The organism is Nocardia araoensis NBRC 100135, assembly GCF_000308435.1.
In the GTDB taxonomy this organism is placed as follows: Bacteria; Actinomycetota; Actinomycetes; order Mycobacteriales; family Mycobacteriaceae; genus Nocardia; species Nocardia araoensis.
Genome location: NZ_BAFR01000164.1, coordinates 47015 through 68829 on the forward strand (window position 1 = coordinate 47015; position 21815 = coordinate 68829).

The 21815-nt window shown below is 69.3% G+C and carries 20 protein-coding genes; 10 read left to right on the forward strand and 10 right to left on the reverse strand.

Features of this window, described 5'->3' with window-relative positions:
• Positions 1-22 precede the first annotated feature (22 nt).
• From ON21_RS22670 to ON21_RS22680, 3 genes are all read left to right on the forward strand, one after another.
• A complete protein-coding gene (locus ON21_RS22670) occupies positions 23-937 on the forward strand; it encodes an alpha/beta hydrolase (RefSeq protein ID WP_039800501.1) in 915 nt (304 codons plus the stop codon).
• Between the two features lie 119 nt (positions 938-1056).
• Entirely contained in the window at positions 1057-2850 is a 1794-nt protein-coding gene (locus tag ON21_RS22675; protein WP_039800502.1) for an AMP-dependent synthetase/ligase, read from the forward strand.
• Positions 2851-3000: 150 nt separating this feature from the next.
• A complete protein-coding gene (locus tag ON21_RS22680) occupies positions 3001-4812 on the forward strand; it encodes a molybdopterin-dependent oxidoreductase (RefSeq protein WP_039800503.1) in 1812 nt (603 codons plus the stop codon).
• A gap of 113 nt (positions 4813-4925) precedes the next feature.
• Here ON21_RS22680 and ON21_RS22685 read toward each other — a convergent pair whose 3' ends face one another.
• The 3 genes from ON21_RS22685 to ON21_RS22695 form a co-directional block, all read right to left on the reverse strand.
• Positions 4926-6407, reverse strand: a complete 1482-nt coding sequence (locus ON21_RS22685) for a DHA2 family efflux MFS transporter permease subunit (protein WP_039800504.1) — start codon at positions 6405-6407, stop codon at positions 4926-4928.
• Between the two features lie 12 nt (positions 6408-6419).
• The gene (locus ON21_RS22690; RefSeq protein ID WP_039800506.1) at positions 6420-7109 is read right to left on the reverse strand and encodes a PadR family transcriptional regulator; all 690 of its coding nucleotides are present in this window, start codon (positions 7107-7109) and stop codon (positions 6420-6422) included.
• A 274-nt stretch (positions 7110-7383) separates the two neighbouring features.
• Positions 7384-8274, reverse strand: coding sequence for a glycine betaine ABC transporter substrate-binding protein (locus ON21_RS22695; protein ID WP_039800507.1), 891 nt, complete (start codon positions 8272-8274; stop codon positions 7384-7386).
• 242 nt (positions 8275-8516) lie between these two features.
• Here ON21_RS22695 and ON21_RS22700 point away from each other — a divergent pair, with 242 nt between their 5' ends.
• From ON21_RS22700 to ON21_RS22715, 4 genes are read left to right on the forward strand one after another with little or no spacing between them, the layout of a single operon-like run.
• Entirely contained in the window at positions 8517-9401 is an 885-nt protein-coding gene (locus ON21_RS22700; RefSeq protein WP_051021232.1) for an ABC transporter substrate-binding protein, read from the forward strand.
• Between the two features lie 13 nt (positions 9402-9414).
• A complete protein-coding gene (locus ON21_RS22705) occupies positions 9415-10563 on the forward strand; it encodes an ABC transporter ATP-binding protein (RefSeq protein WP_039800511.1) in 1149 nt (382 codons plus the stop codon).
• 49 nt (positions 10564-10612) lie between these two features.
• Positions 10613-11272 carry an ABC transporter permease gene (locus ON21_RS22710; RefSeq protein WP_039800512.1) on the forward strand — a complete coding sequence of 220 codons (660 nt, stop codon included), beginning with the start codon at positions 10613-10615 and terminating at the stop codon, positions 11270-11272.
• On the forward strand, positions 11269-11997 hold the full coding sequence (locus ON21_RS22715; RefSeq protein WP_051021227.1) for an ABC transporter permease: 729 nt from the start codon (positions 11269-11271) through the stop codon (positions 11995-11997). The genes ON21_RS22710 and ON21_RS22715 overlap by 4 nt, the downstream gene beginning before the upstream one ends.
• Before the next feature lie 101 nt (positions 11998-12098).
• On the opposite strand, the gene ON21_RS22720 is transcribed toward ON21_RS22715, so the two are convergent.
• The 4 genes from ON21_RS22720 to ON21_RS22735 form a co-directional block, all read right to left on the reverse strand.
• Complete coding sequence (locus ON21_RS22720; RefSeq protein WP_039800513.1) at positions 12099-13295, reverse strand: NAD(P)-dependent malic enzyme; 1197 nt, start codon at positions 13293-13295, stop codon at positions 12099-12101.
• Positions 13296-13790: 495 nt separating this feature from the next.
• Positions 13791-15332 carry an FAD-dependent oxidoreductase gene (locus ON21_RS22725; RefSeq protein ID WP_051021228.1) on the reverse strand — a complete coding sequence of 514 codons (1542 nt, stop codon included), beginning with the start codon at positions 15330-15332 and terminating at the stop codon, positions 13791-13793.
• A 51-nt stretch (positions 15333-15383) separates the two neighbouring features.
• Positions 15384-15641 (reverse strand): hypothetical protein, encoded by a 258-nt coding sequence (locus ON21_RS22730; protein WP_306307710.1) that lies wholly within the window; start codon positions 15639-15641, stop codon positions 15384-15386.
• Positions 15642-15646: 5 nt separating this feature from the next.
• Entirely contained in the window at positions 15647-16501 is an 855-nt protein-coding gene (locus tag ON21_RS22735; RefSeq protein WP_039800515.1) for a PHP domain-containing protein, read from the reverse strand.
• Between the two features lie 75 nt (positions 16502-16576).
• On the opposite strand from ON21_RS22735, the gene ON21_RS22740 reads away from it, so the two are divergent.
• Complete coding sequence (locus ON21_RS22740) at positions 16577-17668, forward strand: magnesium and cobalt transport protein CorA (protein WP_039800538.1); 1092 nt, start codon at positions 16577-16579, stop codon at positions 17666-17668.
• A gap of 12 nt (positions 17669-17680) precedes the next feature.
• On the opposite strand, the gene ON21_RS22745 is transcribed toward ON21_RS22740, so the two are convergent.
• Genes ON21_RS22745 through ON21_RS22755 form a run of 3 tightly spaced genes read right to left on the reverse strand, consistent with a single transcriptional unit; the run spans position 17681 to position 19726 of the window.
• Positions 17681-18262, reverse strand: a complete 582-nt coding sequence (locus ON21_RS22745) for a suppressor of fused domain protein (protein WP_083880811.1) — start codon at positions 18260-18262, stop codon at positions 17681-17683.
• 3 nt (positions 18263-18265) lie between these two features.
• Entirely contained in the window at positions 18266-18757 is a 492-nt protein-coding gene (locus ON21_RS22750; protein WP_039800517.1) for a YflT domain-containing protein, read from the reverse strand.
• Between the two features lie 12 nt (positions 18758-18769).
• A complete protein-coding gene (locus ON21_RS22755; RefSeq protein ID WP_039800542.1) occupies positions 18770-19726 on the reverse strand; it encodes an HpcH/HpaI aldolase/citrate lyase family protein in 957 nt (318 codons plus the stop codon).
• 63 nt (positions 19727-19789) lie between these two features.
• Here ON21_RS22755 and ON21_RS22760 point away from each other — a divergent pair, with 63 nt between their 5' ends.
• Together ON21_RS22760 and ON21_RS22765 are read left to right on the forward strand one after the other, a co-directional pair.
• Positions 19790-21070, forward strand: a complete 1281-nt coding sequence (locus ON21_RS22760) for a magnesium transporter MgtE N-terminal domain-containing protein (protein WP_039800518.1) — start codon at positions 19790-19792, stop codon at positions 21068-21070.
• A 37-nt stretch (positions 21071-21107) separates the two neighbouring features.
• A complete protein-coding gene (locus ON21_RS22765; RefSeq protein WP_373281144.1) occupies positions 21108-21758 on the forward strand; it encodes a DUF1003 domain-containing protein in 651 nt (216 codons plus the stop codon).
• The last annotated feature ends 57 nt before the right edge of the window (positions 21759-21815 follow it).

Genomic DNA, 21815 nt, shown 5'->3' on the forward strand with positions numbered 1-21815 from the left:
GCCGGGAGCCGAGGAACGACGAATGCGGGACATCGACTTTCCGCTGCCCCTCGCGCGGGCAATACTGAATCCGATCTTCCGGGTCACACTGAACAAACGATTGCCGTTCACGGTGCAGCGCAGGCTGCTCGACGTGACGTCGCGGGCACAGTTGCTGCCCGCGGGCGCCGTCGTGCGGCCGGTGTGCCTCGGCGGCAGGCCCGCCGAGCGGATCGACTTCGCGGACACCTCCGAGCACGGCGCCGTGCTCTATCTCCACGGAGGCGGATACGCGGTCGGCTCGCCGGCCACGCACCGCTCGCTGGCGGCCCGGCTGGCGCTGGACACCGGTTGCCCGGTCTACGTGCTGGATTACCGGCTGGCGCCGGAGCACCCCTTCCCCGCGGCACTGGACGACGCCGAGGCGGCGTTCCTGGAGCTGGTGGCGTCGGGTCTGCGGCCGGACCGGATCGCCGTCTCCGGCGACTCCGCGGGCGGCGGTCTGTCGCTCGCGCTGGCGCAGCGTCTGATCGCCCGCCACGGGCAGACCCCGGCCGCGCTCGGTTTGATCGCGCCTTGGGCGGACCCGAACGAGATCCCGGAGCGGGAACGCGATCTGGTGATCAACAAGCCCTGGTCACGCGCTTGCGCAGCTGCCTACCTCGGCGACGGCGATGCCGCGGATCCGGCTTACGCGCCACTGACCGGCGAGCTGCGGGGCCTGCCGCCGACGTACGTGCAGGTGGACGTCAGCGAGCTGCTGCACCGGCAGTGCGTCGCGCTGGTCGCCGCACTGCGCGAGGCGGGGGTACACGTGCGCTTCACCGAGAGCAAGGGCTTGTGGCACGTCGCTCAGTTGCAGGCCGCGCTGGCGGCGCCCGCCGCGGCCGCGCTGCGCGAACTCGCCGAGTTCCTTCGCGAAGCGATTCAACCGGCGGACCTGCGCGAACTAGGATGAAATTCGAGCGGGTCCCCAGCCTGCGGTGATGCGCGGAGGCGATTGGCGGTGGTCGACCTCACGGCCCTGACGCAGGTGTCGTAGATTACTGGCGAGTAAACCCACGTGGAAGGGCACTGATGCGAGAGTTCGAAGTCCCGGCTTCCTACACCATTCCGGATGACGCGAACAATTCCGACAACGTCTTCCGCCACGCCGAGCAGTCGCCGAACACGGTGCTGTTCAACGTGCCGAACGGCAGTGGCGGCTGGCGGGATGTCACCGCCGCGGAATTCGCGAAAACCGTTACCGGGGTGGCGAAAGGCCTGATCGCCTCGGGTATCGAACTCGGCGATCGCGTCGCCATCATGGCCCCCACCCGCTACGAGTGGGCCGTCCTCGATTTCGCCACCTGGGCCGCGGGCGGCTGCACGGTCGCGATCTACGACAGCTCCGCCGCCGAACAGGCCAAGTGGATCCTGCAGGACTCGGCCACCAAGCTGCTGATCGTGGACAGCGACAAGCACCGCAAGGTGATCGACGAGATCGAAGCCGGGTCGCTGCCGGACCTGCGGGAGATCGTGCAGATCGACAAGGGCGCGGTGGACGAACTGCTCGGCCGGGGCGCCGCCCTGGACGACCAGGCTGTGCACGAGCGCCGCGCGCAGGTGGGTGCGCAGTCTCCCGCCACCCTGATCTACACCTCGGGCACCACGGGCCGCCCGAAGGGCGTCATGCTGACCCACGCGAACCTGTACGCGGAGTCGAAGTCCGATCGGATCGCGCTGAACAAGTACGTCACCGAGGGCAAGAAGACCCTCATGTTCCTGCCGCTGGCGCACGTCTTCGCGCGCGCCGTCGCGCTGGCCGCGTTCGACGCGAAGGTGATCGTCGCGCACACCGCCGACTGGTCCACCTTGGTCGAACAGTTCGGCAGCTACCGGCCGCACTTCATCCTCTCGGTGCCCCGGGTGTTCGAGAAGGTGTTCAACAGCGCCAAGCAGAAGGCGCACGACGGCGGCAAGGGCAAGATCTTCGACGCCGCCGCCGAGACCGCGATCGCCTGGAGCGAGTCGCTCGACAACGGCGGACCGGGCGTGGTGCTGAAGCTGAAGCACGCGCTGTTCGACAAGCTGGTGTACGCCAAGCTGCGCGCCGCGCTCGGCGGCCAGTGCGAGGCCGCCGTCTCCGGCGGCGGGCCGCTCGGCGCACGGCTGGGTCACTTCTTCCGCGGCGTCGGCGTGACCATCTACGAGGGCTACGGCCTCACCGAGACCACCGCGGCCATCGCGGTCAACACCCCGGAGCACATCCGGGTCGGCTCGGTCGGGCGGCCGATCGAGGGTCACGGCGCCAAGATCGCCGAGGACGGCGAGCTGCTGCTGCGCGGCTCGGTCGTGTTCAGCGGCTACTGGGGCAACGCGGAGGCCACCGAGGACGCGTTCGAGGACGGCTGGTTCAAGACCGGTGACCTCGGCGCCATCGACAGCGACGGCTTCATCACCATCACCGGCCGCAAGAAGGAGATCATCGTCACCGCCGGTGGCAAGAACGTCTCCCCCGCGCTGCTGGAGGACTCGCTGCGTGCGCACCCGCTGATCAGCCAGGTGATGGTGGTCGGCGACGGTCAGCCGTTCATCGGCGCGCTGATCACGCTGGACCCGGAGTCGCTGCCCGGCTGGAAGGAACGCCACAGCCTGCCCGCCGACACCCCGATCGAGAAGCTGATCGAGAACCCCGACCTGCTCGCCGAGGTGAACGCGGCGGTGGCCGAGACCAACAAGAAGGTCTCGCACGCCGAGCAGATCAAGAAGATCCGTCTGCTGACCATCGACTGGACCCAGGAGACCGGCGAACTCACCCCGAAGATGTCGCTCAAGCGCGCGGTCGTGATGAAGCAGCACGCCGACGACGTGGCGAGCATCTACAACTGAGCCGATCGTCGAGAGGCGCTGTCCGTTCGCGGGCAGCGCCTTTCGCGTGTCGTGGTCCGTCCGCGACGAACAGCGCGCCGTCGCGGTCCGAGGAGCTCGGACCGATCGGGTCGGCGGCTGCGGCGGCCGTCCGGCAGTAGTCTCGATGCCATGGCCGATCTGCGACTGCGTGTGGTGGCCGGGATCGTCTCGGCGGGCCTCACGCTGGGCGTCGCCGAGTTGCTCGCCGCTTTCCTCGGCCCCGACAGCGCGCCGCTGCACCTGCTCGGTTCGGCCGTGGTCGACCACACGCCCGACAGGGTGCGGGAATGGGCCATCACCACCTTCGGCACCGAAGACAAAGCCGCGCTGTACCTGATCATGGGCGTGATCACCGTGCTGGTCGCCGGAGTGGCCGGAGCGATCGAGCGGACCACCCGTGCCGCCGGGTCGTGGTTGTTCGTCGTGTTCGGGGTGATCACGGCCTGGGTGGCGGTGGCGCGTACCGGTCTGTCCGCCGCGTTGCCGACGGTCGTCGGCGTCGCCGTCGGCGTCTACTCGCTACGGGCGCTGACCCGTCGCATCGACGCGGCGATCGAAGAGTCTGCCGATACGCCGACCGATGCGGTTCCGTCGACCGGCGATTCCGGACCGCGGACCGCGACCGAGGGAGCCGCGTCTACCGAAAAAGGTGCGAATGTAGGCCGTTCCGGGGGCGTGGCGGGTATCGGAGAGAGGTCTGACGCCGCTATCGGTGCGGCTGCGGATATACCGGGAAACGTAGAAAGTACGGAGTCCCCTGACCAAGAACCGGAAACAGGCTCGCGCGGAGGTGAATTCGCACCGGCCGATAGCGCCTCCGCAGAGCCTGCCTCGTACTCCACCGAGTCGCCCGCCGTCAGCCGGTCCCGCTCCCCGGAGCGCAGGCAAGTTCTGCGAGGACTGCTGGTAGCCGGCGGCTTGGCCGTGGTCACCGGAGTCGGCGGACGCGTGCTGGGTGCGCGCCGCAGCGATGTGTCCGGTGAGCGAGCCGCGGTGCAGTTGCCGGAACCGTCCGCCCCTGCCGAACCGGTGGCGCCGGGTGTGGATCTCCGCGTGCCCGGGCTGACGCCGTATCTCACCGCGAACGACGACTTCTACCGGATCGACACCGCGCTGATCGTGCCGCAAGTGTCCAAGGACGGCTGGTCGCTGCGCATCCACGGCATGGTCGACCGCGAGATCCGGCTCAGCTGGGCGGATCTGGCGCTTCGTCCGGTGGAGGAACACCTGGTCACGCTGGCCTGCGTGTCGAATCCGGTGGGCGGCGACCTGATCGGCAACGCGCGCTGGCTCGGCTACCGCGTGGATCAGTTGCTGGCCGAGGCGGGGCCGCACCCCGACGCGGACATGGTCCTGTCCCACAGTGCCGACGGCTGGACCGCGGGCACGCCGCTGGCCGTGCTCACCGACGGACGCGACGCGCTGCTCGCGGTCGGCATGAACGGCGAACCCCTTCCGGTGCAGCACGGTTACCCGGCCCGGCTGGTCGTGCCCGGCCTCTACGGCTACGTCTCGGCCACCAAGTGGGTGACCGAACTCGAAGTCACCCGCTTCGATCGCGCCACCGCTTACTGGACCCGGCGCGGCTGGTCGGCACGCGGACCGATCAAGACCGGCACCCGCATCGATACTCCGCGCGCCCGCGGCCGCCTCCAGCCGGGTCGCGTCCCCATCGCCGGAGTGGCCTGGGCACAGCATCGCGGCATCCGCGCCGTGGAAGTACAAATCGACAACGGCCCTTGGCAACAGGCCCGCCTCTCCGAAGAGCAGTCCATCGACACCTGGCGCCAGTGGGTCTTCGACTGGGACGCCACCTCCGGCCCGCACACCCTCCGCGCCCGCGCCACCGACGGCACCGGCGAAACCCAAACCGCCGAACGCCGCGACGTGATCCCCGACGGCGCCACCGGCTACCCCACGGTCACCGTCCAGGTCGCCTGAAACAGCCGACTATCCACCAGCCTTCCCCCGCGCCGCTGTCTTCCGCAGGCTCGGGTTCGCTGACGAACATGCCCCGCAGAAGAATGTCTTCTGCGGGGCATGGTCTGGATCGGTCAGCTCGCTACGGAGTCGGCCTCGACCCGTTCTTTCTCCAGCCGCGGCGGAGCGGACTCCCCGTGGCGGATGAACAGCACCGAGGCGGCGACGCCGATGAGCAGGACGGCCGCGGGGAGCAGCGCGGACTGGCCGAGCGCCGTGCTGAAGGAATCCTTGACGAACTCCGGGAGCGGGCCCTGACCCGCGCCTCCTTCGGCGACCGGGCCGCCGCCCAGGCCGTTCGCCGTCATCCGGGCCGCCACCAGCGCGCTGATCGCCGCGCTGCCGAGCACCGAGCCCACCTGGCGGGTGGTGTTGTAGACACCGGCGCCCGCACCGGCCTGCTGGATCGGCAGATTGTGCGTGGCGGTGGACGCCAGCGGAGCCCAGATGCAGGCGTTGGCGAAACCGGCCAGCGCCGCGGCCACGAGGAACCAGATCAGCGACGAGTCCGGCTTCATCAGCGCCGCGAACCAGAACACCGACAGCGCGAACAGGCCGAAGCCGAGGGTGGGCACGATCCGCGGGTGCAGCTTGTCGGCGAACTTGCCGACCAGCGGCGCGGAGAAACCGGTCACGATCGCCATGGGCGCGAAGACCAGCGCGGACTTGGTCGGCGACATCTCCCGCACGGCCTGCAGGTAGAAGTAGGTCGGCACCATCAGGGAGGTCACCGCCGCGCCCATCGCGGCGATCGCGGTATTCGACAGCGCGAAGTTGCGATCGCGGAACAGGCTCAGCGGCAGCAACGGCTCACCCTTGTTCCTGGCCTGGTTGACCAGGAACACCGCGAGTACCACCAGGCCCGCACCGATCAGCAGCCAGATGCGCAACGACCAGTCGTAGGTGTTGCCTTCCTGAATCCCGAAGACCAGCAGGAACATGCCGACGCCGCTGAGCACCACGCCGGGAATATCGAACTTGTGCTCGTGCGTCGGCAGGTCGGGCACCAGCCAGACCGCCAGCGCGAAGGCGACGACGCCGACCGGGACGTTCACGATGAAGATCCACTCCCAGCCGAGACCGTCCACCAGCACACCGCCGAGGATGGGACCAACCAGGGTCGCCAATCCTGCGACACCGCCCCACAGACCCATGGCGGCGCCGCGCCGGTCCGGCGGGAAGGTCCTGGTGATCACGGCCATGGTCTGCGGCGTCATCAGCGCGGCGCCGATGCCCTGGGCGGCGCGGGCCGCGATCAGCATGCCGATGGTGCCGGACAGGCCGCACCACAGTGACGCCGCGGTGAACACGGTCAGGCCGATCAGATAGATGTTCTTGGGGCCGAACCGATCACCCAGCCGACCGGTGACCAGCAGCGGCACCGCGTAGGTGAGCAGGTAGGCGCTGGTCACCCAGATGACCTGGGAGATGTCGGCGTGCAGGCTGGTCATGATCGCGGGATTGGCGACCGCGACGATCGTCATGTCCAGCAAGATCATGAAGAAGCCGACGACCAGCGCGAACAGCGCCAGCCACGGATTGCGTTGTGTGGACATCTGTTTCGTTTCCTAACTCGGATTATCTGAAAAGCTCGGGGCGGGGTTCGCCGCGGCGCGGCGCGGCACCGGCGGCGACACTCCGGAGTCGGCGGGCTCGGAGCGTTCGCCGGTCACGGGGTCGAAGTCCTGCCATTCGATCGCGCCGCCGGCCAATTCGGCGGTGAACTCCTTGACCCAGGTGAGTTCGGCGGTGAGCATCGCCCGCAGATAGGGCAGGGAGACCCAGTAGCGCCGGGGGACGACATGTTCTTCGGCCCACGCGCTCAGCATGTCGGCATCGGCCAGTTCGGTTTCCAGTACGCCGATTCGTTCGCGCAGCAGCGTGAGCGCCTCCGCTTTGGGCAGGTTGTGCAACTCCCCCAGCGCCAACGGGAAGATCGGATACTCCGGGACGGGCCGCCGCACGATCTCGGCGATCCGGTTGCGCAGCGCCTCCCTGCCGCGCCCGGTGATCCGGTAGGTGGTGCGTTCGGGCCGGTTGCCCGCCCGGTCGACGCCCTCGGCGCGGACCAATTCCTGGTCGGCGAGGCGGGACACGGTGTGGTACAGCGAGCCGGGCCGTACCTTGACCAGCTTGTCCTCGCGCCGGGCGATCAGCAACTGGAACATCTCGTACGGATGCATGGGCCGCTCCTCCAGTAGCGCGAGCACGGCGATGGCCAACGGCGTCACCGATGGATGCGCCTGCCCTTGCCCCATGCCTGTTCACCTCCGTCGTTCGATCGTCTCGGCCGTCGGCCGCCGACGCTGCGAGCCTGCCGCCGACCGGCACGCTATCGCCCGGTCCCGACATGCTCCACGCTAAATATTCCACGTGGAATATACGGCGTGGAACAGCCTGTGAACAAGACGTCGCGATCCGTGATGGTCCCCACAATCCACGGCCTCGGGTATCGCGTTCCCGATGCCCCGGCCCGTACACGACGAGAGGCCATCGAGATGTGGGATCTCGATGGCCTCTCGGTTTCGGCTCCTACAACGAGTGTTTGTCCAACCAGGCACGCGCGACCTCGCTGGGCGCGGCGCCTCGGTCCCGGACATCGCGGATCATGACCGCCAGCTCGTCCGTCGTCAGTTCGCCCGCGACGTAGTTGAGCTTCTTGATCTGCCGCTGGTCGAGCAGTCCCTTGCGGAACAGCGGCAGCACGTTCTCGGCTCGCACGGCGTACTCGTCATCGGACAGCACGGCCAATCCGTCGGTCGCGCCGGGCGCGAGTTCAGGAGGACCGCCGAGCAGACCGGCCTGAACCCGGCCTTCCAGCAACGCTTTCCGCAGCGCCGCCGGATCCGGGAAGGCTACGGTAGCCGCGAAATCGCACTTGGCGACGCGAGCGGTTCCAGTCGGCGGCAGCAGGCCGGGCGTGGCTGCCACGCCGACGGTCAGCCCGGCGCAGCGGGGCGCGAGATCGCTGACCGAACGCACCTTGTCCTGCGCCGCCGCCTGCGCGGTGACCAATACCCGCGGTCGCAGATCGGTGCCGTCGGCGATATCGGAGACGACCAGACCTTCGGGCAGCCCAGCGCTCACCGCGTCCGCCACCTGCTTCGGCAACCGCTCCGTCGAGTGCTGATCGAGATAGCCCAGCAACGCGCCGGTGTGCTCGCCGACCACCTGGACCCGGTCGGCATCGAGCGCGGCGAGGTAATCCGCGCGGCTGCCCAGTCGCGGGTCCACCGCGGTCCGCAGGCCGGTACGCGCCAGCGCCCCCGCGTAGATCTCGGCGAGCACCGAGGACTCGATCGAGTCACCCGCGCCGACCGTGATCGACCGCTGTGGCTCGTCGTTCCCGCAGGACACCACCAGCGCGACCGAAGCGACGACCAGCAATCCGGCCAGCACCCGCTGTGACGCGGCCAACACCATCCGGCGACACCAACTCTCCGACGACTCGACACGGCCAACAGAAAAACCCGGAAGCGGGCAGTATGGACACCCAGAATGTACCGGCGGCCGCTCGGTGCCGAGACCGCGCCCGCCGTCATGTCGGAAGGACTCTCGTGAAATCCACCCGCACCCCCGGTGCCGCCGCGCACCGGCGCCCCGCTGCGCGCGTCGCGCTACGCGCGGCCCGTGTCCTCGCCGTCGCGACGGCCCTCGCCGTCGCGATGTCCCTGTCGGCCTGTGGCAATTCCGATCCACTCGCCACGGGCGGCAGCTGTTCGGGAGACGGGGTGATCGTCGGTTCGGCGAACTTCCCCGAGTCCGAGACCATCGCCGAGGTGTACGCGGAAGTGCTGCGCGTCAACGGCTTCAGCGTCGACACCAAGCTGAATATCGGCAGCAGAGAGGCCTACGTTCCCGCATTGCGGAAGTGCGCCATCTCGGTGATCCCCGAATACACCGGCAATCTGCTGCAGTACCTGGACAAGAACGCCACCGCCACCAGCGCGGCCGACGTGAACAGCGCGCTCGGCAAGGCGCTCGGTTCCGATCTCGCGATCGGCACGCCCGCACCCGGGGAGGACTCGGACGCCGTCGTCGTCACCCGCGCCACCGCGCAGCGTTGGAATCTCAGCACCATCGCGGACCTGGCCGCGCACTCGGCCGAGGTGAAATTCGGCGCCCCGGCGGAATTCCAGGAACGGGCAGGCGGACTTCCCGGCTTGAAGAAGAACTACGACCTCGATATCGCGGCGAGCAATTTCGTGCCGATCGCCGACGGCGGCGGCCCCGCCACGGTGCGTGCGCTGGTCGAGGGCCAGGTGACCGCCGCCAACATCTTCACCACCTCGCCTGCCATCCCGCAGAACGACCTCGTGGTGCTCAGCGACCCGAAGCACAACTTCGCCGCGCAGAACGTGGTGCCGCTGCTCAACGCGAGCAAGAAGTCGGACAAGGCGCTCGCGGCGCTGAACGCGGTGTCGGCGCAGCTGACCACCGCCGAGCTGATCAAGCTGAACGAGGCGGTCTCCGGGACCGGCAAGACCGAGCCCAAGGCCGCCGCCGCGGCCTGGGTGGCCGCCAAGGGGCTGAACAAGCCGGTCGGCTAGGGAGGGAGATTCGGTGTCCGATATCGAATTCTCCGGTATCAGCAAGACCTATCCGGACGGCACACACGCCGTCACCGACCTGGATCTGCGCATCGAGTCCGGGTCGTTCACCGTGTTCGTCGGGCCTTCCGGCTGCGGTAAGACGACCTCGATGCGGATGATCAACCGCATGATCGTGCCCAGTTCGGGGACGATCACCATTGCCGGACAGGATGTCTCGACCGTCGATCCGGTCCGGCTGCGTCTCGGGATCGGGTACGTCATCCAGAGCGGCGGCCTGCTGCCGCACCGGACGGTCGTCGACAATGTCGCGACCGTTCCGGTGCTCCGCGGCGACTCGCGCCGCGCTGCCCGCGCGGCGGCGCTCGAGGTGCTCGACCGGGTCGGCCTGGACCGTTCGCTGGCTCAGCGGTACCCAGCGCAGCTGTCGGGTGGTCAGCAGCAGCGCGTCGGCGTGGCCCGCGCGCTGGCCGCGGACCCGCCGGTGCTGCTGATGGACGAGCCGTTCAGTGCCGTCGACCCGGTGGTGCGCGCCGAATTGCAAGTCGAGATGCAAAGGTTGCAGGCGGAATTGCACAAGACCATCGTGTTCGTCACGCACGACATCGATGAGGCGATCACGCTCGGCGATCGGGTGGCGGTGTTCGGGCGCGGCGGTGTGCTCCAGCAGTACGACGCGCCGCAACGCGTGCTCGCCCAGCCCGCCACCGATTTCGTCGCCGACTTCGTCGGCCGCGACCGCGGCTACCGCGGGTTGTCCTTCCGGTCCGCGAACGAGGTTCCGCTGCGGGAGATCCGGACGGCCGTCCCGGACGAAGTGCGCGAGCTGCGGCTGGACGCGGGCGAGTGGGTGCTGGTGGTTGACGCCGACGGCAAGCCGATGGGCTGGATGGACGTCACCGGCGTGGAAGGATTCCGTGCCGGCCGCGCACTGGCCGACAGCATGTCGGCGGGCGGCTCGCTGTTCACCCCGTCCGGCGACCTGCGCCAGGCGCTGGACGCCGCGATCTCCTCGCCGTCCGGAATCGGTGTCGCCGTAGACAGCGCCGGTGCGGTGCGCGGCGGCGTGCTGGCCACCGAGGTGCTCGAGCAGTTGGCCGGGCAGCGCGCCAACGAAGACGCCGAACGCAACCGGCACTTCTTCGAGGAACGAGTGCTGTGAACGGCCGCGAACGAAACGGCGTCTGCTGCGCCGGAATCCGGAGGGCCGCATGAGGTACCTCGTCGAGAACTTCTCGGTGATCATGGGCATCACCGCGACCCACCTCTATCTCGCGCTCCTGCCCCTGCTGGTGGCCTTGGTGATCGCGATCCCGGTCGGCGCGCTGGTGCGGCGGGCGGCGTGGCTGCGCCGGATCACGGTGACCGCCGCGAGCCTGGCCTACACGGTCCCGTCGCTGGCGCTGTTCGTGATCATTCCTCCGCTGGTGGGGATCTCGGCCATCGACCCGCTGAACGTGATCATCGCGCTCACCGTCTACTCCACGGCGCTGTTGGTGATCGCGGTCCCCGCGGCGCTGGATTCGGTGCCCGCCACGGTGCTCGACGCGGCCGACGCGGTGGGCTACGGCCCGCTGCGCCGCACACTCACCGTGGACATGCCGCTGGCCGTGCCGGTCTTCGTGTCCAGTCTGCGTGTGGTGGTGGTGACCAATATCGCGATGGTGTCGGTCGGCGCGCTGATCGGCGTCGGCGGGCTCGGCAAGCTGTTCACCCAGGGCTATCAGCGCGACTACCCGGACGAGATCGTGGCCGGCATCATCGTGACGCTCGCGCTCGCGCTGGTCGCCGACCGGGTGGTGTACGCGCTGGGCCGCTGGTCGACGCCGTGGGTGCGCGCGGATGCCAGGGCGAAAGGGGCCGACGCATGAACCTTTTCCTCGACGCCTGGCACTACTTCACCGACGGCGCCAACTGGAGCGGGCCGTCGGGCATCGGGACCCGCATCCTCCAGCATCTGTGGTACAGCTTCCTGACCGTCGTCGTCTCCGCGGTGATCGCGGTGCCGCTCGGCCTGATCATCGGCCACACCCGGCGCGGAGCGGCGGTCCTGGTCGGCTTCGCCAACGCCATGCGCGCGCTGCCGACCCTCGGCCTGCTGACATTTCTGGTGCTGCTGCTCGGACTCGGCCTGATACCGCCGCTGCTGGCGCTGGTCACGGTCGGCATCCCCCCGCTGCTCGCGGGCGCCTACGCCGGAATCGCGAACGTTCCCGCCGACGTCGTGGACGCTTCGCGTGCCATGGGCATGACCGAGCGGCAGATCCTGTTCCGAGTGGAGGTACCCAACGCGCTGCCCATCCTGCTCACGGGGCTGCGCGGCGCGACACTCCAGGTGGTGGCCACCGCGACGATCGCCGCCTACGTCAACCTGGGCGGCTTGGGCCGCTACATCTTCGACGGCATCAGCCTCTACCGCTACGACCGGGTGCTGGTCGGCGCACTGCTGGTGGCGGTGCTGGCCATGCTGCTGGACGGGCTGCTGGCGTTCGCGGTGTGGATCAGCGCGCCGGGTACCGGCCGGTTCCGTCGCCCCACCCCGACCTCGCAAGCTGCTCCGCTACCGATCCAGGATCGAGCCATCGTGCCCAACTAGCTTTCCACGTGTCCGCTCAGTCGTCGGTGACGCGAAGCGCCGCAACGAAAGGGCGCCCATTCGGATTCGAATGGGCGCCCTTCGTCTGACGTGCGGCTGCGTTACGCGACGCCCTCGGCGCGGGCGGCGGCGGCGACCGCTTCGGCGACGGCCGGAGCGACCCGCGGGTCCAGCGGGCTCGGCACGATCTTGTCCGGGCCCAGTTCGTCGGCGACGACGCTGAGGATGGCGTCGGCGGCGGCGATCTTCATGCCCTCGGTGATCCGCCGGGCGCCCGCGTCCAGCGCGCCCTTGAAGACGCCGGGGAACGCGAGCACGTTGTTGATCTGGTTCGGGAAATCGCTGCGGCCGGTGGCCACGATCGCGGCGTACTTGCGCGCCACCTCCGGGTGGATCTCCGGGTCCGGGTTGGACATGGCGAACACGATCGCCTCCGGCGCCATCGACGCGATGAGCTCCTCGGCGATCAGACCGGCGGACAGGCCGAGGAACACGTCGGCGCCGGCCAGCGCCTCCGCCGCGCCGCCGACGAGGCCGCGCGGGTTGGTGCGGGTGGCCAGCTCGGCCTTCACCTCGTTGAGGTCGCCGCGCTCGCGGTCGACGATGCCCTTCGAATCGAGCACGGTGACGTCACGGACCCCGGCGGCCAGCAGGATGTTCGTGCACGCGACACCGGCGGCGCCGGCGCCGGACACCACGACCTTCAGACCCTCGATGCCGCGGCCCTGCACCTTGGCGGCGCCGTTGAGCGCCGCGAGCACCACGATGGCGGTGCCGTGCTGGTCGTCGTGCATCACCGGGCAGTCGAGCGCCTCGATGACGCGCTTCTCGATCTCGAAGCAGCGCGGCGCGGAGATGTCCTCCAGGTTCACCGCGCCGAAGCTCGGCCGCAGGCGGATCAGCGTCTCGACGATCGCGTCGACGTCCTTGGTGTCCAACACGATCGGGATCGAATCCAGCCCGGCGAACTTCTTGAACAGCGCCGCCTTGCCCTCCATCACCGGCAGGGAGGCGCGGGGGCCGATGTCGCCGAGGCCGAGCACGGCGGTGCCGTCGCTGACCACGACCACGAGCCGATCGGTCCAGGTGTAGCGCTTGGCCAGCGCCTCGTCCTCCGCGATCGCGCGGCTGACCTGGGCGACGCCCGGGGTGTAGGCGATCGACAGATCGCGCTGGGTCTCCAGCGGCGCACTTAGTTCGACCGAGAGCTTGCCGCCGAGATGTCCCGCGAAAATTTCGTCGTTGGTGATTTCGGAAAGGCTTGCGGTGGCATTCGGTGCGTCAGTCACAGGTGACACGATTTCACTCCTGCTCGGGTCGGGCTAAACCGGGGGACGGTTACCACCGGGTAATTGGTACAAGGCGTTTCACTACGCTCATCGGGTGCGCTGACCGGCGTGTTTCGAGCGGCTGCGAGTGAGCGAACACGACTTGCCGATATCTCGATGGCGGGCGCGGCACTGATCCGCGAAGCAGAACCGAGCGGGTGCGCCCGGACAGAACATGCGGTGCGATCTCGCGGGTCGCGACGGTACGTCGGCGAGGCGGAGACCTCCGTGATTCCCTCGCCCGGCGGTGGCGGAGGCAAGGAATCCGACACATTCTGCCAGTCCGGTAGCCGAGTTGCCAAACCGGATACCTTCTGGGCCGTGTCGCGCTCCATCACCCAACGTTATGGGGCGGGAATTACCTTCAGGTAAGCGGAAACTCCCCGTTCAGCGGCCGCACGCGGTGAGTGATCGCACCGCTCGGGGCCGCCGCGGTGTGAGTACGAGCCATCCGGCGACGCGCGATCAAGCGACGATATCGCGGGCCTGCTCCGGCATCGTCCGCGGCGCGTCCGGGCGCACCCACACGCTGCGCACGCCACCGGACCGCAGGCGCGTCCGCCAAGTGTCGGACGCGCCGGGATGATCGGTTCTGCGGTGCATGCCGCGGCTCTCGGTGCGCGTCAGCGCGCTGTATTTGGTCCAGCGCGCCACCGCGAGCAACGCGGCGGCCTGCCGGGCCCGCAGCAGATCGGCGCCGCCGCCGCCGAGGTCGAATTCCGCCCCCGGCCACATGCCGTCGAGTTCGGCGATGCTGTCGCGCAGGCTGCCCGCGCTGCGCCAGTAGCTGCGGCGCAACGGCAAGGTGTGCTCCTGGACGAGGCCCACCACCGCCCTCGGGTCGATCCGCGGCACGGCATTGAGCCCGGCTCCCGGCACTTCGCGCGCCGGGGCGCGCCGGTCCGCGGTCCGGGCGAACTTCGCCGCGCCCGCGCCGGCCCAGACGCCGGAGGTGATCGCCCACGCCGCGCTCAGTCCGGCGAATCCGCTCACCGCGCCGCTGATCGGCTCGCGACTGACCACGTCACCCGCGGCGAACAGGCCCGCGACGGTGGTCGCGCAATCCGGCCCGCTGACGCGCAGTCCGCCGGTGCCGCGCACGGTGCCCTCCAGCACGGCCCGCAGCGGCACCCGTTCGGCCCGGTCGACGAAGCCCTGGCGCGCCAGCCCGGAGCGGAGGGCGATCGGTACGTCGTCCAGGGCGGCGAACACCCGCTGACCATCGGCGATGGCAGCGAGCGCCGCGGCGCGATGCCCGGGCAACTCCACCCCGGATTCGTCGTAGAGCGGGGCGAACCGCAAGGCGAGACTCCGCAGCGCGGTCGGCTCCGCCTTCCCGGGCGGTATCAGGCTGTAGGCGCAGGAGAACTCCATCCCGGACAACTCGGCGCCCGCTTCCGCGGCGAGCAGCAGACCGTCGCCGGTGTCCACGTCGGTGCCCGCGGCGCCGGACAGGAACGCGCAGCCCCCGGTGGCCACCACGACCGCGCCGGCCCGCACGGTCCAGCGCCGGAACCCGTCATGGGAGCGCAGTCCGGTAGCGCCGCACACCGCACCGTCGCGGTTCACCAGCAGTTGCAGCGCCGGGTGGTGATCGAGTACGCGCACCCCGGCTTCCCGCACCGCGCGGCGCATTCGCCGCAGGTAGCGGGCGCCGTCGAGATAACTGCGCCGCCTGGCCGGACCCGCCGGGTCACCGGCGATCCGATAACCCCACCGGGCCAATTGCTCGACCCGCTGATGACTCTCCTCGAGCACGCGGTGCATCAAGTCCGGATCACCCAGCGCGCCGCCGTGCGCGTGCCCGCGCCGCACGGCATCCTCTCGCGCCGGGCCGGGCGGGAGGTGCCACAGCGAGATCGCGCCGTACGCCGTCGGCCCGCTCGACCCGCAGCGCGCCTTGTCGACGAGCACCACGGTGGCGCCCTTCGCGGCGGCCGAGACGGCCGCCCAGGCACCGGCGGGACCACCGCCGAGTACCAGTACATCCGCCTCGAGTTCGGTCATAAAGAAAAATGTTCGGGCACAATTCATCGGCCCGCAACCAAAACCCGGGGGTCAGCTCCACCATTGCGTCCACAGCAATAGTCCAGCAGCCAGAAAAACGATCATCGAACCGGCAAAAGCGGCCGAACCACGATGCCGGTCCGAATAGATCTGCGCCATCAGGGCGACCACCGCGACCGCCACATGCCAGGCGACCGATTCGCCGCCGGGACCGGGGAAGCCGCGCCGCGGCGCGATGATCGCGGCGCCGACCACCACCAGCATGCCCACCACGATGCCACCGGCGACGATGCCGCTGAGGCCGCGCACGAGTCTCACGAGGCGATCACCGGCACGCCGGAGGCCTTGCCCACCAACTTCTCGTATTGCGCGGGATCGGTGCTGAACTCGCCGAGCCGGATGGTCTTGTTGGCGCCGTGATAGTCCGACGAACCGGTGGTGAGCAGGCCGAGTTCCGCGGCGAGATCGGTGAGCAGCGCGCGGTCGGCCGCGGAGTGGTCCGGGTGCGCGATCTCCAGGCCGCCGAGCCCGAGCGCGGCCAGCTCGCGGATGTCGTCGATGGCGAGCAGCCTGCCCCGCTTGCGCGCCCTGGTGTGCGCCAGCACGCTGACTCCGCCCGCGGTGGCGATCATCTGCACCGCACGACGCAGCGGGGTGTCGGCCTTCTCGGCGTAGTAGGGGCCGTGCGGGGCGAGCAATTCGTCGAACGCCGCGTCCACGCTCGGCACCACGCCCGCGGCGACCAGCGCGCGGGCCAGATGCGGGCGTCCGGCCGACGGACCCGCCGAGGCCAGCACGGCGTCGGGATCGATCGGCAATCCGTCGGCCGCCATCCGCTCGGCCATGGCGCGCAGCCGTTCCACCCGTTCGGCGCGCAGCCGCTCGCGCTCCTCGGCGAAGCCGCGATGGGTCGGGTCGAACAGGTAGGCCAGCAAATGTACGGGCACCGGCCAGCCGTCCTCCCCCAGGCCGACGCACGACATCTCCATGCCACGGACCAGCGTCATCCCCTTCGGCAGCGCGTCGACCGCTTCCGCCCATCCGGCCGTGGTGTCGTGATCGGTGATCGCGACGACGTCCAAGCCCGCGGCGGCCGCGTTCCGTACGAGTTCCGCCGGAGTATCGGTGCCGTCCGACGCGGTCGAATGGGTATGCAGGTCGATGCGCACGCCTTCAAGTCTTACAGTGCTGCGCGGTCGTCCCGCACGCGCAGGCGAGGTTCCGGCAGCCCACGGCGACGTAGCATCGTCAGCGTGCCGTCCTTTTCTCCGCTTTCGTCGCTTCGTGGCTCCGGCCGGACACCGTCGCCATCCGGGCAGCGGTTCATTCCGGTTCCCACGGCACAGGCGATCGTCGACTGCGCGGTGTACGTGGACGGCAAGCGACTGCCGGGGCGGTTCACCCACAAGGCCGCGCTCGCGCGAGCCCGCGAGGAGCCGAACGGGTTCGTCTGGGTGGGCCTGCACGATCCCGACCAGACGCAGATGGAAGACATCGCCGCGACGTTCGGCCTGCACCAGCTCGCCACCGACGACGCCCTGCAACGGCACCAGCGGCCGAAACTGGAGCGCTACGACGATTCGCTGCTGCTGGTGTTGCGCACGGTCAGCTACGTCCCGCACGAGATGAACAGTGTCAGCGAGATCGTGGAGACCGGCGAGATCATCGTGTTCACCGGTCCCGACTTCGTGGTCGCCGTCCGGCACGGTGAGCACTCCGGACTGGCCGAGGTGCGCAAGGCGCTGGAGGAGGAACCCGCGCAGCTGGCCCTCGGACCGGGCGCGGTGCTGCACGCGATCGCCGACCGGATCGTGGACTCCTACATCGACGTGGCCCAGTCGGTCGAGAACGACATCGACGAGATGGAAGAGGAGATCTTCACCCCGCGCAGCAAGGTGACGGTGGAATCCATCTACCAGCTCAAACGCGAGGTGGTCGAGCTGCGGCGCGCGGTGAATCCGCTCGCCGCGCCGCTGGAGCAGCTCAGTCGCAAAACGGATCTGCCGGTACCGAAGGAGGTCCGGCGCTACCTGCGCGATGTCGCCGAACATCACGCCGCCGTGGCCGAGCGGATCAACGACTTCGACGAGGCGCTCAGTGCGCTGATCAGCGCCGCGCTGGCCCGGATCGGCGTGCAGCAGAACACCGACATGCGCAAGATCTCGGCCTGGGTGGCGATCGCGGCCGTGCCCACGATGATCGCAGGCATCTACGGGATGAACTTCGACCACATGCCCGAACTGCACCAGGTCTGGGGTTATCCGATGGTGTGGGTGCTCATACTCGCCATCTGCACCGGCCTGTTCTTCACCTTCCGCCGCAACAAGTGGCTGTAGCCGGGCGAAGCGTCACAAGCTGGCGGCGCCGCGCCTCGGGTCGCGCACATCGATGCCGGCCTCCTGCCATGCGTCCCGCAACGCCTGCGCGCCCCGCACCCGGACCCAGGCCGCCTCGGTCGCGGTCACCGGCGTCACCGCGAAGTACCGCACCGGCTCGGCCGGGTCGGGCAGCGGCACCTCGGGAATGTCGCTGTCGCCGAGCAGAACAGCGGTGAACGGCGCGTCCCGCCACATCGGCTCACCCAGATCCAGCAGCGCGTCCGCTTGCAGCACAACGCCTTCCACGACCGGCGCCGCCGCCAGCACGCCGAGCGACTTGGCCAGGCCCGAGCTGGCGCCGACACCCGACCGCAACGTCAGCACGAGTTCCGCGCGCGGCCCGCGCACCGGATCGGCGTGCACCGCGGTGGGATCGCCCATCGGATGCCTGCTGCCGCCCAGTGTCACGTAGTGCACCAGATCGCCCTCGACGATGCGCAGGATCTCGATCGGTTCCAAACCCAGAAAAGTGACCGACGCGGCGTCGACGTTCGCGGCGTCCACGCCGAAATGGCCCAGCACCTCGGTGCGGACCGTCTCCAGCACTTCCATGCGTCAGATCGCCAGCCGGGCGAGCATGTCCCGTGCCTGTTCGGCCGACTTCGGGTCGCACAGCACGTCGTAGCGGCCCGCCACCAATTGCATGGTGGACGCGAAGTCGCGCTGACCCCTGGTCGCCGCGTACGGGATCGAGGTCGAGATCAGGCCGAAGATGATGCCGCCGACCAAGCCGACGATCAGCGGGCCCAGCGCGCCGCTGGTGGTGAACAGGCTCAGCAGCAGACCGAGGAACAGGCCGAGCCAGGCGCCCGACACCACGCCGCCGCCGATCACCTTGCCCCAGGTCAGCCGGTAGAGCACCCGCTCGACCTGCATCAAGTCGACACCGACGATGGTCACGTCCTGCACCGGGAACTGGTTGTCGGCCAGATAGTCGACCGCCTTCTGCGCCTCGGCGTAGGTCGGGTAGGAGCCGACCGGCCAGCCCGACGGAGGCGTCGGGAGGGCCTGCCGCGCACGGCTCGAGTTCCCCAAGGGATTCGTCATGGTTCCATTCTGCTATTCCGACGCATCCCGCGGTGGTGTGAAACGCGTGGTACGCGTCATTCCGGCGGCCCGGCCCTTCTCCGCGATCACCTGGGCCATCTTGGCACTGGCCTCGTCGATCATCTCGTCGCCGAGCATCACCGCGCCGCGCGCACCGCCCGCCGCCGAGGTGTGAAAGGCATAGGCGTCCAGGATCTCCTCGGCGCGGTCGTAGTCCGACTGCCGCGGGCTGAAGATCTCGTTCGCCGCCTCGATCTGACCTGGGTGCAGCACCCACTTGCCGTCGAATCCGAGCGCGGCCGTGCGCGCGGCGGCCCGGCGGAAGCCCTCCACATCCCGGATCTGCAGGTACGGGCCGTCGATCGCCTGCAGGCCGTGGGCGCGGGCGGCGAGCAGGATGGTCATCAGGATGTGGTGGTAGGCGTCACCGGTGTCGTAGCCCTCCGGCTGTTCGCCGACCACCAGGGTGCGCATGTTGATGCTGGCCATGAAATCCGCCGGACCGAAGACCAGGGTCTGCACCCGGGGACTGGCGGTGGCGATCGCGTCGATGTTGCGTAGTCCCAGCGCGTTCTCGATCTGCGGCTCGATGCCGATCCGGCCGACATCCAGGCCGCAGGTCTTCTCCAGCTGGGTCAGCAGCAGATCCAGCGCGGCCACCTGGCCCGCGTCGGTCACCTTGGGCAGCAGGATCGCGTCCAGCCGCGCGCCCGCGCCCTCGACCACGGAAATGACGTCGGCGTAGGTCCATTCGGTGGTCCAGTCGTTGACCCGGACCACGCGCAGCTGGGTGCCCCACCCGGAGTCGTTCAGCGCCGCGACGATGTTCGCCCGCGCCTCGGCCTTCGCGACCGGGGCGACCGCGTCCTCCAGATCGAGGAACACCTCGTCGACGGGCAACGTCTTGGCCTTCTCGATCATCTTCGTATTGCTGCCAGGGCAGGCGAGCACCGAACGGCGCGGCTTCATGATCACTCCCGTCGATCGTGGCGGGATGCGAACACCCGCCCGCGAACATCTAGCCTTGGCAGCATGGCAGCTACCAGGGTGTACGTCGCCAGGCTGGCCGGTTTGGCGGTACTGGGACCGGACGGGGAGTCTATCGGCCGGATCCGCGACGTCGTCGTGGCCGTCCGGTCCGACCGCCAGCAGCCCCGCGTACACGGTTTGGTCGTCGAATTGCCCACGCGGCGGCGCATTTTCGTACCGATCCTGCGGATCACCGCGATCGAGCCCGGCGTGGTCACGCTGAACACCGGAACGGTCAGCCTGCGACGTTTCACCCAGCGACCGGGCGAGATGCTCGCCCTGGCGCAGATCGTCGACTCGGTGGTGCGGGTCGAGGACCCGGACCTGCCCGACCTGGCCGGCGTGGACGTCCATGTGACCGATCTCGGCATCGAGCAGACCCGTTCCAGGGACTGGCTGGTCAGCCGGGTGGCCGTACGCGGGCACCGCAGGCTCGGCCGCAGGCGCACGGTGCACGTGGTGGACTGGACCAGAGTCTCCGGCCTGACGCCCTACGAGATCGGCAGGCCGGGACAGGACGTCACACAACTGCTCGAAGGGTTCGAGGGCATGCGCGCGGCCGACGTGGCGCAGCAGCTGCGCGAGCTGCCGGAGAAACGGCGGATCGAGGTGGCCGTCGCGCTGGACGACGAGCGTCTGGCCGACGTGGTGCAGGAACTGCCCGACGACGAGCAGGTCGAGCTGCTCGGCCACTTGGAGGTGCGCCGGGCCGCCGACGTGCTGGAGGCGATGGACCCCGACGACGCCGCCGACCTGCTGGGCGAACTGCCCGAGGGCGAGGCGGAATCGCTGCTGGCCCTGATGGACCCGCAGGAGTCGGAGCCGGTGCGCAGGCTGCTCGAGCACTCGCCCTACAGCGCGGGCGGTCTGATGACGCCGAAGCCGGTCATCCTGACCCCGTCCACGACGGTGGCCGAAGCGCTCGCACGCGTGCGCAACCCGGACCTCACCCCGGCGCTGGCCTCCATGGTGTTCGTCGTCCGCCCGCCCACGGCGACGCCGACCGGCCGCTACCTCGGCTCGGTACACATTCAGCAATTGCTGCGCGAACCACCCGCCCACCTGGTGGGCGGCATCCTCGACACCGATCTGTCGCCGCTGCGCCCCGAACTGCCCCTGGCCGCGGTGACCCGGTACTTCGCGACCTACAACCTGGTCTGCGGACCGGTGGTGGACGAGGAGAACCATTTGCTCGGCGCGGTCAGCGTCGACGATGTCCTCGACCACCTGCTGCCCGAGGACTGGCGCGACCAGGAAGAGACCGACGAGCGGGGCGGAGCGTGAGCCCGCGGCCCCCCGTGCATGCCCGAAAGGACACACCGTGAGCGAGAACGACCCGGGCGTGCGGCTCGGTCACAGCAGGGCCCGCCAGCGGCTGGAGACGCCGGTGGAAAGCCGGTTCCGATTGGAGTGGGACGCCGAAGCTTTGGCCCGCAGCAGCGAGCGGGTGGCGCGATTCCTGGGGACCGGCCGGTATCTAGCGGTCCAGACGATCGTGGTGGTGGTCTGGATCGTGTTGAACGTCTTCGTGGTCGCGCTGCGCTGGGATCCGTACCCGTTCATCCTGCTGAACCTGGCGTTCTCCACCCAGGCCGCCTACGCGGCGCCGCTGATCCTGCTGGCGCAGAACCGGCAGGACAACCGGGACCGGGTCGCACTGGAGGAAGACCGGGTGCGGGCCGCTCAGACCAAGGCGGACACCGAATTCCTGGCCCGTGAACTCGCATCGCTGCGCATCGCGGTGGGCGAAGTGGCCACGCGGGATTACCTGCGCCGGGAACTGGAAGAGCTGAAAGAGATTCTGGACCGAATGGAGTACGCGGAATCCCTGGATCAGGAGATCCGGGCGGACAGCGGCGGAAAGGGCGGTCGCAAGAAAAGCTCCGGCCGAAAGCCCGCTCCAGCATCGGTTTCACCGTCGGCAACCAGTGATCAACCAGAAATACCGAATAAGGACCTGACCGGTGGGTAACCTGGACAACGTTGTCCAGAGCGGCCTGGGCAGGGGAAGTCCCGGACGGCCGCTCCC

What these genes read in the sequence shown, in the direction of transcription:
- ON21_RS22685 (WP_039800504.1), bottom strand. Translation starts at nt 6,407, where the DNA reads ATGTCCACACAACGCAATCCGTGGCTGGCGCTGTTCGCGCTGGTCGTC.
- ON21_RS22695 (WP_039800507.1), bottom strand. Translation starts at nt 8,274, where the DNA reads ATGGTGTTGGCCGCGTCACAGCGGGTGCTGGCCGGATTGCTGGTCGTC.
- ON21_RS22700 (WP_051021232.1), top strand. Translation starts at nt 8,517, where the DNA reads ATGTCCCTGTCGGCCTGTGGCAATTCCGATCCACTCGCCACGGGCGGC.
- ON21_RS22715 (WP_051021227.1), top strand. Translation starts at nt 11,269, where the DNA reads ATGAACCTTTTCCTCGACGCCTGGCACTACTTCACCGACGGCGCCAAC.
- ON21_RS22690 (WP_039800506.1), bottom strand. Translation starts at nt 7,109, where the DNA reads ATGGGGCAAGGGCAGGCGCATCCATCGGTGACGCCGTTGGCCATCGCC.
- ON21_RS22670 (WP_039800501.1), top strand. Translation starts at nt 23, where the DNA reads ATGCGGGACATCGACTTTCCGCTGCCCCTCGCGCGGGCAATACTGAAT.
- ON21_RS22760 (WP_039800518.1), top strand. Translation starts at nt 19,790, where the DNA reads ATGGCAGCTACCAGGGTGTACGTCGCCAGGCTGGCCGGTTTGGCGGTA.
- ON21_RS22680 (WP_039800503.1), top strand. Translation starts at nt 3,001, where the DNA reads ATGGCCGATCTGCGACTGCGTGTGGTGGCCGGGATCGTCTCGGCGGGC.
- ON21_RS22725 (WP_051021228.1), bottom strand. Translation starts at nt 15,332, where the DNA reads ATGACCGAACTCGAGGCGGATGTACTGGTACTCGGCGGTGGTCCCGCC.
- ON21_RS22745 (WP_083880811.1), bottom strand. Translation starts at nt 18,262, where the DNA reads ATGGAAGTGCTGGAGACGGTCCGCACCGAGGTGCTGGGCCATTTCGGC.
- ON21_RS22750 (WP_039800517.1), bottom strand. Translation starts at nt 18,757, where the DNA reads ATGACGAATCCCTTGGGGAACTCGAGCCGTGCGCGGCAGGCCCTCCCG.
- ON21_RS22710 (WP_039800512.1), top strand. Translation starts at nt 10,613, where the DNA reads ATGAGGTACCTCGTCGAGAACTTCTCGGTGATCATGGGCATCACCGCG.
- ON21_RS22755 (WP_039800542.1), bottom strand. Translation starts at nt 19,726, where the DNA reads ATGAAGCCGCGCCGTTCGGTGCTCGCCTGCCCTGGCAGCAATACGAAG.
- ON21_RS22675 (WP_039800502.1), top strand. Translation starts at nt 1,057, where the DNA reads ATGCGAGAGTTCGAAGTCCCGGCTTCCTACACCATTCCGGATGACGCG.